This window comes from Nicoliella sp. ESL1113 (assembly GCF_058509245.1).
Genome location: NZ_CP196388.1, coordinates 13196 through 30075, shown reverse-complemented (window position 1 = coordinate 30075; position 16880 = coordinate 13196). Strand labels below are relative to the sequence as shown.

The 16880-nt window shown below is 36.7% G+C and carries 12 protein-coding genes, 1 pseudogene and 1 CRISPR repeat array (1 of these 14 cut by a window edge); of the genes and pseudogenes, 11 read left to right on the top strand and 2 right to left on the bottom strand.

Annotation, left to right across the window (positions count from 1 at the left end; all coding sequences use genetic code 11):
* Positions 1-48: 48 nt before the first annotated feature.
* Both ACSYTJ_RS06955 and ACSYTJ_RS06950 read right to left on the bottom strand, forming a co-directional pair.
* Positions 49-1365: a sensor histidine kinase gene (locus tag ACSYTJ_RS06955; RefSeq protein ID WP_491720163.1), complete on the bottom strand. Its 1317-nt coding sequence runs from the start codon at positions 1363-1365 to the stop codon at positions 49-51.
* 2 nt (positions 1366-1367) lie between these two features.
* Positions 1368-2054, bottom strand: a complete 687-nt coding sequence (locus tag ACSYTJ_RS06950; RefSeq protein WP_491720162.1) for a response regulator transcription factor — start codon at positions 2052-2054, stop codon at positions 1368-1370.
* Positions 2055-2186: 132 nt separating this feature from the next.
* On the opposite strand from ACSYTJ_RS06950, the gene ACSYTJ_RS06945 reads away from it, so the two are divergent.
* From ACSYTJ_RS06945 to cas2e, 11 genes and pseudogenes are all read left to right on the top strand, one after another.
* A complete protein-coding gene (locus ACSYTJ_RS06945; protein ID WP_491720161.1) occupies positions 2187-4445 on the top strand; it encodes a glycosyltransferase family 39 protein in 2259 nt (752 codons plus the stop codon).
* Between the two features lie 17 nt (positions 4446-4462).
* Positions 4463-5434, top strand: a complete 972-nt coding sequence (locus ACSYTJ_RS06940; protein WP_491717382.1) for a glycosyltransferase family 2 protein — start codon at positions 4463-4465, stop codon at positions 5432-5434.
* Positions 5435-5511: 77 nt separating this feature from the next.
* On the top strand, positions 5512-6558 hold the full coding sequence (locus ACSYTJ_RS06935; RefSeq protein ID WP_491720160.1) for a YdcF family protein: 1047 nt from the start codon (positions 5512-5514) through the stop codon (positions 6556-6558).
* A 109-nt stretch (positions 6559-6667) separates the two neighbouring features.
* Positions 6668-9427: a CRISPR-associated helicase Cas3' gene (gene cas3, locus ACSYTJ_RS06930; protein WP_491720159.1), complete on the top strand. Its 2760-nt coding sequence runs from the start codon at positions 6668-6670 to the stop codon at positions 9425-9427.
* Positions 9428-9431: 4 nt separating this feature from the next.
* Positions 9432-11033, top strand: coding sequence for a type I-E CRISPR-associated protein Cse1/CasA (casA, locus tag ACSYTJ_RS06925; RefSeq protein WP_491720158.1), 1602 nt, complete (start codon positions 9432-9434; stop codon positions 11031-11033).
* Complete coding sequence (gene casB / locus ACSYTJ_RS06920; protein ID WP_491720157.1) at positions 11026-11757, top strand: type I-E CRISPR-associated protein Cse2/CasB; 732 nt, start codon at positions 11026-11028, stop codon at positions 11755-11757. Before casA ends, casB begins: the two co-directional genes overlap by 8 nt.
* Before the next feature lie 13 nt (positions 11758-11770).
* Positions 11771-12850 (top strand): type I-E CRISPR-associated protein Cas7/Cse4/CasC, encoded by a 1080-nt coding sequence (gene cas7e, locus ACSYTJ_RS06915; RefSeq protein WP_491720156.1) that lies wholly within the window; start codon positions 11771-11773, stop codon positions 12848-12850.
* A 21-nt stretch (positions 12851-12871) separates the two neighbouring features.
* Positions 12872-13579, top strand: coding sequence for a type I-E CRISPR-associated protein Cas5/CasD (gene cas5e, locus ACSYTJ_RS06910; RefSeq protein ID WP_491720155.1), 708 nt, complete (start codon positions 12872-12874; stop codon positions 13577-13579).
* 10 nt (positions 13580-13589) lie between these two features.
* Positions 13590-14231, top strand: coding sequence for a type I-E CRISPR-associated protein Cas6/Cse3/CasE (gene cas6e / locus ACSYTJ_RS06905; protein ID WP_491720154.1), 642 nt, complete (start codon positions 13590-13592; stop codon positions 14229-14231).
* Between the two features lie 168 nt (positions 14232-14399).
* A pseudogene (gene cas1e / locus ACSYTJ_RS06900) lies at positions 14400-15341 on the top strand (type I-E CRISPR-associated endonuclease Cas1e).
* Positions 15342-15350: 9 nt separating this feature from the next.
* Positions 15351-16247, top strand: a complete 897-nt coding sequence (gene cas2e / locus ACSYTJ_RS06895; protein ID WP_491720153.1) for a type I-E CRISPR-associated endoribonuclease Cas2e — start codon at positions 15351-15353, stop codon at positions 16245-16247.
* A 17-nt stretch (positions 16248-16264) separates the two neighbouring features.
* Positions 16265-16880: a CRISPR direct-repeat array (repeat unit 29 nt; unit sequence CTTTTACTCGCAAGCGCGAGAGTGATCCT) (it continues 1881 nt past the right edge of the window).

The following is a 16880-nucleotide window of genomic DNA, read 5'->3' as shown; positions in this document are numbered from 1 at the left end:
CCAAATTGAAAGCAATAAAAAACTAGACCAGTTTGGTCTAGTTTTTTATTATTCTAATGGAATTTGAATTTCAAAGACGGTCCCCTTGGGCTGTTGATCACGGACCATGATCTTACCGTGATGTTCACTTACGATCCATTTAGCAATCGCTAGGCCGAGACCATGACCACCTGTTTCTGAATTACGAGACTTATCAGTTCGATAGAAGCGTTCAAAAATCCGCTTTTTATCCTTATCAGGGATCCGTTCACCGGTATTGCTGATTCGAATGGTAAAGTGACGTTCATCGTTTAAAACGGTGATGCCAATGCTATCACCAGGTTTGGTATATTTAGATGCATTATCAAAAATAATCGTTACCAGTTGACGAATTAAATCAGGATCGATTTGGGCTGTCGCGTTGGTTTCAATCCAGGGGGTGAAAGCCTTATTTTGGCTAGTCGCAATTTCTAGATAGGGTGGCAGGATTGATTCAAACCATGGTTTGAGTTCCACTGACTGTTTTTGAATTTGGATAATGTCTGAATCGGAACGAGCGAGTGTTAACAGACGATCGGTTAAAATTTTTAAATGGCGGGTTTCATTTAAAGTGGTCGAGACTGAATCAATCTCACTAAGGATGGTTGCCTTAGGTTTGGTAAGCATTGATTCCATCTGATTTTGAATGATCGTCAATGGGGTGCGTAATTCATGGGCGGCGTTAGAACTAAATTCACGTTGTCGTTGCCATGACTTAATGATTGGTTTCATGCTTGCTTTAGATAGTAGAAACGCAACTGCAATTGCTAATAGCCAAAATAGGATTAATGTCCCGATCAAAGCATTTTTAAAACTATTGATGGCTAGTAAATCACTATCGACGTTTTCTAGAATTAATACGTATTTACCAGCAGTTCTTTCGTCAGGGGCGGTGTTAGGCACCTTGATTAGTAATGAACGAAAATGACTGATAATACCATTATAGGTCAACGTCATATCCTGGATCTTATTTAAAGCAGCGGGGTTTAACTTCGCCTTGCTAAATAATTGGTAGGTTCGGTTACCTAAGGCAGCAGCGTTTTCAATCTCTCCCTTGCTATTAAAGATAATTTCGTTGGTCCGAAAGGGACTGTTCAACGAAGGTGGTTGGGAAAAATTACGGCCGTTTTGGAACTTAGGAGGGGCCATTCGCTTCTTTTGATTTGTGTTTTGGACCATTAGTTGTTGCTTTTGGACCGTTAAACTATGGTCGATATTGCGATAAATAGATTGACTAAAGAAGAGGTAAATAATTAAGCCTAGGCTTAAAAAGAGCAGGGCGAACGCTACTAATTCCTTAACGAATAGGCGCCATTGCTGCTGTTTTTGTGGATTATTGGGCTTCATGATTACCCCTCCGTTTCGAATAGGTATCCGACGCTTCTGATTGTTTTAATTGGTTGGGCCCCTAGGACCGCTTTAATTTTTTTGCGAACATTGCTCATGTAGACTTCAACAACCGTTAAGGTGGTTTCAGAGTCAAATCCCCATAGACGGTCAAAAATTTGATCCTTAGTGATAATAATATTTGGATTTTGAAGGAAGTAGGTGAGGAGATCATATTCCTTACCATTCAATTGCACGGCTTGGTCGTTGATCGTAATTGTGCGATTACCCAAATCGACGTGAAACGGGCCGACTGATAATTGATTGTTATCACCTAGGTGACCAGCTCGTTTTAATAACGCTTTAACCCGTAGTAATAATTCTTCACGATGAAACGGTTTTGTTAGATAATCATCAGCCCCGTTCGAGAATCCTTGCACCTTATCGGCAATCGTATCCTTTGCAGTTAAGATTAAGACGGGAAGGTTGAGATGATCAACGCTGCGCCACTGTTTTAAAATATCATAGCCGCTTTTTTCTGGGAGCATTAAATCTAAAATCGCAATGTCATAGATATTGTCCTCCCCCATCTGTTGGCCAATCAACCCGTCGGTTGCAATGTTGACTTGACCAAGTGGTTCTAAGAAGCCAGCGATACTCTTGGCTAATGCCTCATCATCTTCCACAATTAATATTTGTAAGTTTTGCATCAAAATCACTCCTAATATCAACTATTGTAAACGGAAATGAAATAAATATCATTTTAATTTAGTTTTTTAAGGTTAATTTATGGTTCGGGTTCTAAACTATGGTTATTCAATTCGAAAGGAGCATGATGTGAAATGCCAGATCAATCAAATCAAGTTGAAACAACACGAGCTGAGCATCACGATGCAAAAATACAGCAAAAACGATTTCGGCTGGATTGGTTCTTAGTAGCCACGCTGGTCGTTGCTGCAATACTTTATTCATGGAAAATTTGGGAAGCAGGGAGTGCCAATGATTTCTATACGGCCGCCATTACTAGTATGACCCAGAATTTTAAAAATTTCTGGTATGCTAGTTTTGATCCCGCTGGATATATTACGGTCGATAAGCCACCAGTTGCACTTTGGTTTATGGCGATCAGTGCTAAAATCTTTGGGGTTCATCAATGGAGTGTCGTTTTACCATCAGTCCTCTTTGGACTTGGATCGGTATACCTCATGTACCGCTTGGTAAAACCCAAGTTTGGCCGCGTTGCTGGGAACTTAGCTGCACTTGCAATGACGCTTACGCCAATTGCAGTTGCTGACTCGCGGACGAATAATATGGATGCAACGTTAATTTACTTCCTATTATTCGCAATCTACCTGTTGCAAAAGGCAGTTGATAAGCATAAACTTTGGTATCTAGTAACCAGTTTTGCAGTCATTGGGGTGGCATTCAACGTTAAGATGTTGCAAGCCTTTATGATTTTACCAGGAATGTTATTGTTTTACTGGTTAGCTTCGCATTATAATTGGAAGAAGAAGTTGGCTCACCTTTCATTTGCAACCGTTGCATTAGTTGTCTTTACCTTAATTTGGCCATTGTCAGTCGACATGACGTCTGCAAGCAAGCGACCATACGAAGGTGGTTCTGAACATAACTCCGTGCTAGAATTAGCATTTGGTTACAACGGAACGGAACGACTATTAGGACAAACGACTGGAACTGGTGGTGCGTTCCCAGGAATGGGGAGCACTAGCAAGTCGAAGTCAAATAATGGAATGCAACAAGGTGGACAACCTGGTGGGAATACCACTGGGAAACGGTCTGCTAATGGTCAAGCTGGGGGAACTCCTCCAACTGGGATGACTGGTCGCGGAAACCGTCGTGGTGGAATGAACGGCGGTGGCATGGGAGGTGCCGGTGGCGCATTTAACATCGGAACCGCTGGACCATTAAGATTGTTCCAAGACCAATTAGGACCACAAATTAGTTGGTTATTACCATTCTCGTTAGTTGGGATGATTAGTGCTTTTGTATTCTTCTTAGATCGCAAGCGGAAATGGTATCAATTAACCGCGAACCAAAAGCAAGTCGTGATGTGGGCTGGTTGGCTAGTACCGGTATATGGATTCTTCTCCGTTGCCAGTTTCTTCCATCCATATTACACGATCATGCTTGCCCCACCAATCGCCGCATTCTTTGGAATCGGATTGGTAACGATGTTCAAACAACTCAAAGCAGCGGCTAGTTTTAAAGACTGGAAACGCTACTTGCTACCATTCTCAGTGGTAGCAACCGCATTACTACAAGCATGGTATGTAAGTAGTTACTACGTTTGGGCAACTTGGTTGCTCATCATCGCTGGAATTGGCTTTGGATTGATTCTATTGCTCAAACCAGGTAAGCCTTTGAAGTCGTTTACCATTGGTGGTTTGGTAACCATTATGTTAGCCCCAGCGTTTTGGTCAATGACGCCAGCGATTGCTGGTGAATCAGCTGCCATCCCAACTGCAGGGCCTGATCTACTCAGTAGCAATGGTCAAGGTGGTGCCGGTGGTGGTATCGGAAACGGAAGCGTTAACACTAAGTTGCTCAATTATCTTGAAAAGAATCAAGGCAACGCGAAGTACCTCTTTGCGACTGATGATTCTGGTACCGCTGCGCCATACATTATCAAGACTGGTAAAGCAGTTATGGCAATGGGTGGATTTAATGGGACCGATCCTGCAATTACACTGAGCCAATTTAAGAAGTTGGTTAAGAGTGGCGAATTGAAGTACTACTACTCAGGTGGTAAGTCTGGTTCTGCTAATAGTGCAATTGTCAACTGGATCAAGAAACATGCGAAGAAGGTTAAGGCTAGTGATTACGGTGGCACTACAACTACTACGAATACTAGTTCTAAATTAACTGGAAGTACTAAAACTAAGGGCCAAATGCCAACACAAAGCGGCAAAATGAGTGGTGGCCCTAGTGGAATGAAACCAAGTGGTAAGTTTAATGGCAAGCGGCCATCTATGAAGCCATCCAGCACAAAGGGTAAGAGTAGTAATCAACAAATGCCTACTGGTGGTATGATGGGTGGTAACAGCGGTACGCTTTACGACTTATCAACGATTTACAAATAACAATAGGAGGTTAGGGCATGGCAAGAACTGAAAATCCTTTAATTTCAATTGTCCTGCCGGTGTTCAATGAAGAAGCCGGAATTAAGCATACGATTGAAATTTTAGAAAACTACGTTGCCAGCCAACCTGAAGAATACGAATTAATTTTTGTGGATGATGGTTGCGTGGACCGGAGTGCCACAATTATTCAGGAAGCTGAACAACAATATGACAACATTCGCCTAGTTCAATTTTCACGGAACTTCGGCCACCAATTAGCGATTACCGCAGGAATTCGTTATACATCTGGAGATGCAGTCGTGGTGATGGATGCGGACTTACAAGATCCACCTTCCGTAATTCCTGCAATGATCAATAAGTGGCGGGAAGGCTACGACGTAGTATATGGAAAACGGCTGCAACGTGATGGTGAAAGCTGGTTTAAGAAATTTAGTGCATCCGCTTTTTATCGGATTTTGCATAAACTAGCTGATATCGATATTCCGCTGGATACAGGTGACTTTAGATTAATGGATCGCAAGGTAGTTAAGGTCTTGTCCAAGATGGATGAGCCAGATCCTTTTGTTCGCGGGATGGTCAGTTGGGTTGGTTTTAAACAAACCGCAGTTGAGTACGAACGTGACGAAAGAACGGCGGGAACTACTAAGTATCCGTTATCAAAAATGTTGCACCTTTCAATGAATGGAATCACGTCATTTTCAGATGTACCATTAAAACTAGTGAACGTCGTTGGTGGATTAATGATTGCAATCGGTTTGATTTACGGCTTAGTTTCCCTCTTTACCGGATTTGCAACCTTGCAATTTGCGATCGTATCAATGTTTGAACTATTCGGAATTTCCCTATTAATGTTAGGAATTATGAGTGCATATCTCTACCGAATTTTTGAAACTTCACGTGAACGGCCATTATATGTGGTCGCTAAGACGTCGGGGTTTCAAAAAGAACGCCGCCCAGAGATAAAGCAGATTAATGAACACGTAATGTAATGAAGAAGAGTCTCTCCTTAATCTGGAGGGGCTCTTTTTTATGCTAAAATGAATTTATTAGATTCATAAAAGAAGGGGTGTTTCCAATCGCTGTTTACATGATTTCAGCTATGATTACAGTTTTATTTATTGGATTACTATGTTTAAGTTACCGTAGTAACCCTGTTCGCTTGCTAAATGGTTTTTTAGCCACAATTGCCGCTGGTGGGGTTTTTATTACGCTTTCAATTTTGATCCTTAGTTTTAATAACTCGATTTTGGTGCGTTTGTATGTAATCTTTTTCTTAATCTTAGTGTTGATCGCAGCATTGATTTATTTCTTCCAGGGTTTCTTTTGGCTCTGGAATGCTTGGATCGTCTGGCGACGCGAAAACCACACGTTAGCCAATATGTTAACTCTATTTATTGGTGTCATTACGCTTTTATTTCCAATTGTGAACTTGGTATTTGATAAACATCGAATGGGACCGCTTGGTGTATTCATTAATACGTTCATAATCTTATCCGTCCTATACGTGCTATTCTGTGTGATTTCGTTTATGGCCGCAGCAACGTTGTTTACGTTCAAAAAACTGCGACTAGACAAACAGTTCATTATTGTTTTAGGAGCAGGACTATTGAATGGTGATCAAGTTTCCCCATTACTAGCTTCGCGGATCGATAAGGGCATCCAATTTTATCATCAAGTACTTGCCAAGACTGGCCATGCACCATTATTGATCTGTTCAGGTGGTCAAGGGGGCGATGAAACGGTGCCTGAGGGCCAAGCGATGCGTGATTATGCCATTCAAAAGGGTGTTCCAGCAGCACACGTAATCGCTGAAAAGAAGTCAAAAACGACGCTGCAGAACATGTTGTATTCGAAGAAGATCCTTGAAGCAATGCATATTCCGCTTAACGAGGGGATTTATGTCTCCAACGATTATCATATCTTTAGAGCAGGAATCTATGCGCAACAAGCAGGGTTGAATATTCAAGGCCTTGGTGCCAAAACGAGTCGCTTTTTTGTACCGAACGCAACGATTCGTGAATACATTGCGTTGTTGATGAATCATAAGCGGTTTCATGCGGTGATGTTTGGGATTATATTGGTTGTTTCGGTGTTGGGGATGGTGTTGAGATAGGATAATTAGTACTAATTATCCTTTTTTATTATTTAGAGTAATATTAATTGAAATATAATTTTGAATAAAATATAATGTTTTATAGTGATGTAGGAAAGGAGGTGAATGTATGATAAAACCAAATAATAAAATTTGGGCCAAAAAATCACTATCTATTGATGGACTGCCCAAATGGTTACCATTAAGTCAACATTTGATGGATACTAAATTTGTTATTAATATGCTGTACGATCATTATTTAAGTGAAAACCAAAGGATTTTAATCAGAAACTCAATTTCATCCGATAATGATGATGTTAAGAAGTTAATTAGTTTTATTGCGTTAACTCATGACATCGGTAAAATTACGCCAGCCTTTCAAGCTAAGCCGAGTTATCAAGGATTAAAGGATTTAGATGAAACGATTAATGACCGTTTGATAAAAGCTGGCTTTTTTGATAGCAATAATATTCAAAAGCCTGATTATAATAAGTCACCCCATGCACTAGCGGGAGAATCACTTCTATATCATTACGGTGTAAATGATGAAATTAGGTTCATTATTGGTGGCCATCATGGTAAACCGTCAGATGATTATCGTAGTTCCAAAGATCAAATGAATCTGTTTGAAGAGAATTATTATTTTAATGATTCAGTTAAAGATACGTGGGAATCAACCAGAAATGATTTTTTTGAATGGGCTCTTGATAATAGTGGCTTTTCTAGTGTTGATGAAATTCCGAAGATAACTGGATTGAATTCACAGGTTATTTTAGAAGGGTTATTAGTGATGGCTGACTGGATTTCAAGCAATTCGGAATATTTCCCGTTGTTTAACATTGATCAATTTGAACCAACTGATTCTAAAAGAAATGAGAATGGTTGGTCAAAATGGTTCGAGACCTTTCAATGGACACCTGAGAATTTCAATGATTCTGATGATTACTATCAAGAAAGATTTGGATTCAAACCGAGAGAATTTCAGGATAAATTATTTAAAATTATTGATCATAGTGATGATACTAACATTGTTATCGTTGAAGCTGGAATGGGGCGTGGAAAGACGGAAGCTGCGTTAGCTGCTACCGAGCAGTTAGCATTAAAGGATGATGTAAATGGTCTATTCTGGTGTCTCCCATCTCAGGCCAGCGCGAATGCTATTTTTGGTCGGATCGAACGGTGGTGTAAACAAATTGCAATTGCAGAGGACTCGAATGTAGAAATTCAGTTAGTTCATGGCAAGTCTGCATTGAATGATAATTTTACGAGGTTACCGCACCATATCGATATTGATGAAAATGCTGAAGCAGGCGTTTTAGTAAATGAATGGTTCTCAGGTCCTAAAACCGCAATCTTAGATGATTTTGTTGTTGGGACTATTGATCAGCTCCTTTTGTTAGCCCTTAAGAAAAAGCACCTAGAACTGAGACACTTAGGTTTTAGCAAGAAGGTAGTGGTCATTGATGAAGCCCATAGTTTTGATGCGTACATGCAACAATACCTTTATCGGGCACTTTATTGGCTTGGAAAGTATCGTGTTCCTGTTGTGATATTGTCGGCAACATTGCCTTCCAGTAAAAGAACCAAAATGATTAAGGCTTATCAGGGGAAGGCTAGATGGAAAAACAATAAAAATTCAGATGAAATTGAAAATAATTCTAAGTTTAAATATCCTCTCATAACCTATAATGATGGTAAAGAAATAAAACAATTTTCAGATTTTAGTAATGAAAAATCTAGATTCATTGATGTTATTAAAATTGATGATGATGATTTATCGGCTAATATTCAAACATTACTTTCAGATGGTGGGATTATTGGAATAATTGTAAATACAGTTAAACGAGCTCAAAAGATTGCTAAAAATTTAATGGAAACATTTGGCGAAGAGCAAGTCGAATTAATCCATTCCAGCTTTATTGCAACTGATCGATTAAAGAAAGAATCCGAATTAATTAATATGATTGGTAAGAATGGTAAACGGCCCAAAGCCAAAATTATTATTGGAACTCAGGTTTTAGAGCAAAGTTTAGATATTGATTTTGATGCTTTATTTAGCGATTTAGCTCCAATGGATTTATTAATTCAACGAGTAGGTAGACTGCAAAGACATCGCGCCAATGATTCCAAGCGGCCCATTAATTTAAAGCAGCCAAAGTTATATTTAATGCAAACTAGTACTGAATATGATTTCGAATCTGGAGCTTCCTTTATTTATAGTGACTTTCTGCTACTTCGAACCCAGCACTTTCTGCCATCTCGAATGGAAATTCCTACTGATATTCCTAAGTTAGTTGAATACGTATATAATTTTGACGAAGAAAGCACGTTTGATGATGATGTGGATAGTGATAATTGCACGTCTGATTTTAAAAGCTTTTATGAAAATGCCAAAAAAGATTATCAAAATTTGCAAAATAACAAAGAATATTCAGCAAAGAGTTATATGTTAAACACATATGGCAAAAGAGCCAATTTAATAGGTTGGTTAAATAAAAATAAGTCAATCATTTCTGATGCTGACGGTTTGGCACAAGTCAGAGATGGTGAAGATTCAGTAGAAGTAGTGATGATTTGGCAGAATGGATCTGGATATAAACTATCTAACGGTAAGGAGATTTCATTAGAGGATATTGAAAAACCTTCAGTTGCTAAAGAAATTGCGACTAACACAATTAAGTTACCACTTCCGATTACTCAAAATTATAATATTGATCGAACGATTAGGGAATTGGAAAAGTATAACAATGCGCATTTGAGAAAATGGCAAAACCAATCTTGGCTTAAGGGTCAACTAGGCATTCTATTGGATGATAATAATCAATTTGAATTAAATGATTATAAATTAAAGTACGATCATAAGCTTGGTCTTATGTACGAAAAGGAGTGATGAGATGGGAATGTATAATCTACTTGATGAGAAATGGTTAAAAGTAATAAATGATAAAAATGACTTGGAAAAAGTTTCTTTAACTGAATTTTTTCAAAATGCACATAACTATAAGCGTTTGTCTGGAGAATCTGCTCCGCAGGACTTTGCAATTTTAAGGTTATTATTAGCAATACTGCATACCACTTTTTCGAGATTTGATGTAGATGGAAATCAGATAGATGAAGATGATGAAGTTTATCCAAGTGACATATGGTTAGATATTTGGGAACATGAAAAATTTCCAATGGATGCAATTAGTGAGTATCTAGAATCACAAAGGGATAGGTTTAACTTATACGATGATGAATATCCATTCTATCAGGTTACAAAGGCGAATCTATCAGAGTATGGAATTAAAAAGGTTGGATCTATTAGTGGTAAATTAATCAACCGTTTAATTTCTGAAAGTAATAATAAGGCTGACCTATTCGCACCAACTAATGACGATTTTAAGAATAAGCTTACTGATGATTCATTGGCTAGGTGGTTAATTACATTTCAAGGATATACCGGAACTGGTGATAAGGCTAAGTTCCCGGGAATGAAGGATTCAGCTAGTAAGGGATGGTTACTTGAAATTGGTGGTGTTTATATCCAGTCAACTGATTTATTTCATACATTAATGTTAAATTTAAAGATGGACGATGAAGAATGGATTGAGCAAACGCCAATTTGGGAGTGGTCAACCAAAGATAAGATGAATTCGTTTAAAACTAACCATCCAAGCAACCTTGCAGATCTGTACACCAATTGCTCTAGATTAATTGAAATTGATCCTGATACCGATCTTTCTAAGGAAGATGTTGTCATTAACGCCGTTCAACTTCCCAAGATGGATCCAAGTCAAATAACATTCGAACCGATGACACTATGGCAGATTCCAAAGAGTGGGAATAACAAGGGAAATACAATTCCCAAAGGGCACAATGAAAATCAATCATTTTGGAGATCGTTCGGTGCGCTTGTTGAATCACCAGCTAGGAATTCAGATATCATAAATTGGTTTAATGGACCTACCGTTGCAAAAATAGTGAGTGATGAAAACGTTAGAATTACTGCTGTTGGAATGTCATATAATCGTGATGCTTCTAGTATGCCTAACGATGAAATATATGATGAAATCAACATTCGTGATGAGATTATGCACGCAGTGGGCCCTGAAAAGTGGGTTGGTAAAATTTCTACAGAAGTAGAGAATACCAAAAAGAGTATTTACATTTTGAAAATGTTTGCTAGAGATGTTATGAAAATTAGAAATACTCCTAACTCTGGTTTAGATGATTTAATTGAAGAACAAGCCTATTTTGAGGTTGATAGTCGGTTTAAAGAATGGATAGCCAATATTACTTCAGATACTGAATCCACCGCCTACTCCTATGCTTGGAGAAAAGAATTAGTAGATATTCTTATAGATATATCAAAATCATTGATGCACCCTTTAAATAATCGTGATTTAACTGGGATAGAAAATGAAAAAGATAAATCCATGGAAAACATTGTAACGTTCTACATGATTTTTATCGGAACAATAAAGAAGAGATTGGGGGAAAGTACCAATGAATAAACCGAGTGTTTTTGGTGTAACTAGTTCAATCATAAAAATTTTAGAACATGATTTACAAAGCAGTACTACCAAAGCTGCTTTATCAGCGTTTAGAAATTCAGTCAATGTTGGAATGAAGGATGGGGTTATTTTAAGTTTAATGCTTGAAAAACTGCCTGTAACATTTTTAGGTCGTAATGGGATTATGACTAATCAAGAAAAAGCAATTTTAAATACATTACAGATGTATGCTATTCATCAGCAGGGAAATTCTACAACCGTTAATTCTCAAGAAAATGTTGACGATATTTACTTAAATGTTAGGGTTGCTAAAGATAATTATTTTTTAACTTACTTGGATAATGAAGGTAGTTTGATTAACTTGGAATTTGATGATTCTAAGAATTTAAGCAATAAGTTGGAAAGCATAAAAAAATCATTATTTAAGAGTGATCATTCAAAAGACAAAGATCCTTTTGATAACATTGGAAAATCACTTAAAAATTTACGGCATGTGTACAATGATTCAACTGCTATCGATCGTCGATTCAATGCTATGATTACATCAAGTAATTACGATGAATTATTAAATCATTTAAGAAGTTTAATTAGGATAATGAGATCAAAAACTAATAATGGAGTTAATTACCCACAATTAGCAAAGGATTTAAATCTGTTCTTGGTTAATCCAGAAAATCAAGAAAGAATAAAATTACAATGGGCACAATCATATTATGCAAGATAAGGGAGATATTAAAATGACAAATACTAAATTATACGTAGACATCCATGCAATTGAAACTGTCCCACCTTCAAATTTGAACCGTGATGATACAGGTAGTCCCAAGACTGCTGTCTATGGTGGCGTTACTAGATCAAGAGTTAGTTCACAATCATGGAAAAAGGTAATTAGAGAATATTTTGTTGAAAACTTAGATAAAAATGAATTAGGGGTAAGAACGCTTGAATTACCTGCTTACTTAGCTGGAAAAATTAAGTCAATCAATCCAGAAGTTAGTGATGAGGATGCACAAAAAAAGGCTGATGAACTATTAAAGAATTTAAAAATTAAAACGACTGATTCTAAGGAGAGTGATGGCAAGAAACATAAAGTATTAAAGGCTCTTTTCTTCATGGGGGATGAACAAGCTAATAAATTAGCTCAAGCTGCCCTAGAAGGTAATTATGATAATAAAGAACTTAGAAAAATCATGAAAGACAACCCAGCCGTTGATATTTCATTATTTGGAAGAATGGTTGCCGATGATCCTAACCTAAATACCGATGCATCAGCTCAGGTTAGTCACGCAATTTCAACCCATGCTGTTAACACTGAGTTTGATTTCTTCACAGCGACTGATGATTTTTCAACTGGTGAACATGCTGGAGCGGGGATGCTGGGGACGACTGAATACAATTCATCTACACTATACAGATATGCAAATGTATCAGCTCATGATTTATTAAATCAATTAGGTGATTCTGATAAGACCGCTAAAGCAATTAGATTATTTGTAGAAGGATTTGTTAAATCAATGCCAACTGGTAAAATTAACACCTTCGCAAATGAAACTTTACCACAAGCCTTAATTGTGACCATTAGAAATGATCGCCCAGTTAACTTGGTAACAGGATTTGAAAAACCAGTTTATTCAAATGACGGATTTGTAGAAAAATCAGTTGAAAGAATGGCTAATGAACTTGAAAAGGCTAACAGATGGGTTAATAAGCCTGAACAAGTTTTAACAATCGGTATTGATAAAAATATTGGTGACAATTTCGATAGTTTAGATGAATTATTAGGCCAACTTTCTAAAAATTTAGAATCATTATTATAAAATCAATAGGGGGCGCCTAGTTTGCAAACAATACTATTAAAATTTTCTGGACCACTTCAATCCTGGGGAACCTCGTCTCACTTTGAAAATCGAAGAACTGATCGCTTTCCATCTAGAAGTGCAGTGATTGGAATGATTGCTGCATCACTAGGTTATCGAAGATATGAAGATAAAAAATTACGAAAACTAGATCATTTATCTTTTGCGGTCAGGATTGATCAGCCTGGTGACATTTTACGTGATTATCAGATTGCTACGGTTTATAAGCCAAATGGTGAAAAAAGCAAAAATTATGTAACTAATCGATACTATCTGCAAGACGCTGTCTTTGTTGTAGCAATTGGTAGCGATAATGAGGAACTAATTGAAGAAATATATACTTCACTTAGAAATCCATACTTTCCACTATATCTAGGTCGAAGATCGTTACCGGTTAATTATGACTACATTTTAGAAAGTCCAATTGATAATGATGTTATCAATGCTTTAAAGGATGAAGAATGGCAAGCTTCTGATTGGTATCGTAACAAGCATTCTAATAGAATTTCTATTTGGGCAGATTCTAATCTTTTGAAAAACAATTACCATAGTATGGTTAAAGACTTTCCAGAGTCATTTTCACAAGGAAGGGTTGATTCAGATTTTAATTCTTCTGATCGAAGAGCTTATCGACTAAGACCAGTTAGTCATATTGTATTCGAAGTTAAAAATAATTCTCAAAATGAATAGGAGGGGAAATATGTATCTGTCTAGAATTCAAATTGATGATTCAAATCATCAAAAAATTAAGGATTTAACTAACTTAGAATCATATCACGGCTGGATTGAAAGTAGTTTTCCGATTGAATTTAAAAACAAGATTAGAACACGGAAGCTATGGCGAATTGACACACTATATGGAAAGAAAATGTTACTAATAGTTAGTGAAAGTCAGCCGAATAAAGAGATATTAGAAAGATATGGAGTCGTTGGTTCTTTTAAAACGATTAATTATGATAAATTCTTAAATCAAATATCCAATGGAATGGTTGCCAGATTCAAATTAGTTGCAAATCCAATTTATTCTAAAAGTACTGGTAAGAATTCTGGCAAAAGGGGTCGTAAATCACCTTGTCTAAGCGCTGAGTCACAGTTGAATTATTTAAAGAACAGATCAACAAAAAATGGTTTTGACTTGATTGATTCTGAGTACACAGTTACTAGCGCCACTGATTTAAAAATCAAATGGAATATACGTAAAGCAAATCTCAAAAAAGTTTGTTATGAGGGACGTTTAATAATAAGGGATGTTAACTTATTAAGAAAAGTTTTATGTAATGGACTTGGTAGCGGTAAGGCTTATGGATGTGGCTTAATGACAATTGTTCCAGAGTTGATTTAAAATTGATTTATTTTAAAATTACAAATTTTATTATATAGTTAATATGCTACTTTATCTCTCGCACACGCGAGAGTGATCCTGTTTTATAGTGTTGTAATCTTTATGTTTACATTTATTTCTCGCACACGCGAGAGTTTCTGAAAAAATGAGATTTTTGGGGGTATTTAATTGAGTAGCAAAAACGGTTTATATAAAATTGATATTCAAAATTTACCGCGGGTTGGCGATAGGATCAGTTTTATCTATTTTGAACATGCCAAAATAAATAGGCAAGATGATGCCATAACGTTTACAGACAATAGAGGAGTAATAAAGGTTCCTGCTGCTATGGTTAGCGTTTTAATGCTAGGTCCAGGAACGGATATAACTCACCGTGCAATTGAGTTAATTGGTGATACTGGCACTAGCGTCATCTGGGTTGGTGAACAAGGAGTAAGACATTATGCGCATGGTAGGGCTTTATAACATAGTAGTAGGATGCTTATGAAACAAGCTGCGCTAGTATCGAATACTAGGAAGCGTTTAGATGTTGCAAGGAAAATGTATCAAATGCGATTTTATGGAGAAGATGTATCATCTTTGACCATGCAGCAATTAAGGGGAAGAGAAGGTGCAAGAGTTAGAACCGTTTATCGTAATTTATCAAAAGAATTTAATGTTAAGTGGAGCGGTAGAAGTTATGATTATAAAGACTTTGATAGTGGGAATGACATTAACAAATCGCTTTCTGCTGCTAATACCTCTCTGTATGGATTAGTATATAGCGTGATTGTTGGTTTAGGGATGTCTCCTGGGCTAGGCTTTGTTCATACTGGTCATGATTTATCTTTTGTTTATGATATTGCTGATTTGTATAAGGCAGAACTAACGATTCCAATATCTTTTAAAATCGTTTCAGAATTAAAAGAAGATGATGATATAGGAAAATTAACTAGACAAAAAATTAGAGATTCATTTATCGATGGAAAAATTATTAAACAGATTGTAAAAGATTTGCAATATCTTATTGGTATCAAAGATGATGAGAGTATTGATGCTGAGACTATTCACTTATGGGATGATAAGGATAAGTTAGTGGATCACGGCGTCTCTTATCATGAATATGATTGAGGTGTATAGATGCCAATGACTGTAGTTACACTTTCAAAAGTACCACCTTCTTTGCGAGGAGATTTAACAAAATGGATGCAGGAAATTTCACAGGGTGTGTATGTAGGTAATTTTAATTCTAGAATTCGTGAAAAACTATGGAGTCGGATTATTGAAAATATAGGAAACGGTAATGCGACGATTAGTTATGAATTCAGAAATGAAATTGGATATAATTTTGAAACTTATAATACGACCAGAAAAGCAATTATTCATGATGGAATTCCACTTGTAATGGTTCCTTTATCTCAAGAAGAAATTAGTAGTAAGTTTGGATTCAGCAACGCTTCTAAATTTTTAAAAATAAATCGGATTGCTAAGTCTAAAAATAATCATAAAAATTATAATTATGTGGTAGTTGATATTGAAACAGATGGATTAGATTTCAAAAATAATAATATACTTGAAATCGGCGCGTTGAAAATTTTAAATGGAAAACAAGAATCATTTGATGTTTTAATAAATTCAAATAACTCAGTTCCTAATGAAATTGTTAAATTAACTGGTATTAATGAATCAATTCTTACTAATAATGGATTGCATTTGGAAGATGCCTTAAATAAATTCAAAGACTTTATTGGCGATAATGTTATAGTAGGGTACTCAATAAGTTTTGATTTAAAATTTTTGAATCACGCATTTTCTAAAGTTGGCGATTATAGGATTGAAAATAAGATTATTGATTTATTACAATTAGTTAAAAGAGAAAAGATGTTTCTTAATAGCTATAAGTTAGAGAACGTTTTAAAATCATATGAAATAAATAAAAATGTACCACATAGAGGTGGTGATGATGTAAAATTAATATATGCTTTATCTAATAAAGTAAATGGATTTTACAATAAGTTAAAAAAAGAATCCCATTAAAACAGTATTTTTTAAGTCTTTTACTCGCAAGCGCGAGAGTGATCCTGATATTGGCGATTATGGTAGTGACGGGAATTCACTTTTACTCGCAAGCGCGAGAGTGATCCATAAATTACGGGAAGAATACGAAATGCATTTCGCTTTTACTCGCAAGCGCGAGAGTGATCCTGAAAAGCCAGATTTAGGCTATCCATTTGAAAACTTTTACTCGCAAGCGCGAGAGTGATCCTACATGCATAATTGTAGTCGCTAGATGATTTTGCTTTTACTCGCAAGCGCGAGAGTGATCCTCAACAGGCGATTATAGCAACAGTTCAATCGACCTTTTACTCGCAAGCGCGAGAGTGATCCTGCACAAATCGTGGCACAAGTGGCTGGCTTTAGCTTTTACTCGCAAGCGCGAGAGTGATCCTGTTATGTATACCCCGAAAAATCGGGGCGATGGTCTTTTACTCGCAAGCGCGAGAGTGATCCTGTTTGCGGATCCAGATGACCCAGCAGTAGAAACTTTTACTCGCAAGCGCGAGAGTGATCCTATCCAAACAGTTCAAAATCTTACTAGTGACGGCTTTTACTCGCAAGCGCGAGAGTGATCCTATCCAAACAGTTCAAAATCTTACTAGTGACGGCTTT

Bases quoted from the DNA above. Each gene is read 5' to 3' on its own strand.
- cas2e (WP_491720153.1), top strand. From the start codon at position 15,351: ATGCCAATGACTGTAGTTACACTTTCAAAAGTACCACCTTCTTTGCGA.
- casA (WP_491720158.1), top strand. From the start codon at position 9,432: ATGGGAATGTATAATCTACTTGATGAGAAATGGTTAAAAGTAATAAAT.
- cas3 (WP_491720159.1), top strand. From the start codon at position 6,668: ATGATAAAACCAAATAATAAAATTTGGGCCAAAAAATCACTATCTATT.
- ACSYTJ_RS06945 (WP_491720161.1), top strand. From the start codon at position 2,187: ATGCCAGATCAATCAAATCAAGTTGAAACAACACGAGCTGAGCATCAC.
- casB (WP_491720157.1), top strand. From the start codon at position 11,026: ATGAATAAACCGAGTGTTTTTGGTGTAACTAGTTCAATCATAAAAATT.
- ACSYTJ_RS06950 (WP_491720162.1), bottom strand. From the start codon at position 2,054: ATGCAAAACTTACAAATATTAATTGTGGAAGATGATGAGGCATTAGCC.
- ACSYTJ_RS06940 (WP_491717382.1), top strand. From the start codon at position 4,463: ATGGCAAGAACTGAAAATCCTTTAATTTCAATTGTCCTGCCGGTGTTC.
- cas7e (WP_491720156.1), top strand. From the start codon at position 11,771: ATGACAAATACTAAATTATACGTAGACATCCATGCAATTGAAACTGTC.
- ACSYTJ_RS06955 (WP_491720163.1), bottom strand. From the start codon at position 1,365: ATGAAGCCCAATAATCCACAAAAACAGCAGCAATGGCGCCTATTCGTT.
- cas6e (WP_491720154.1), top strand. From the start codon at position 13,590: ATGTATCTGTCTAGAATTCAAATTGATGATTCAAATCATCAAAAAATT.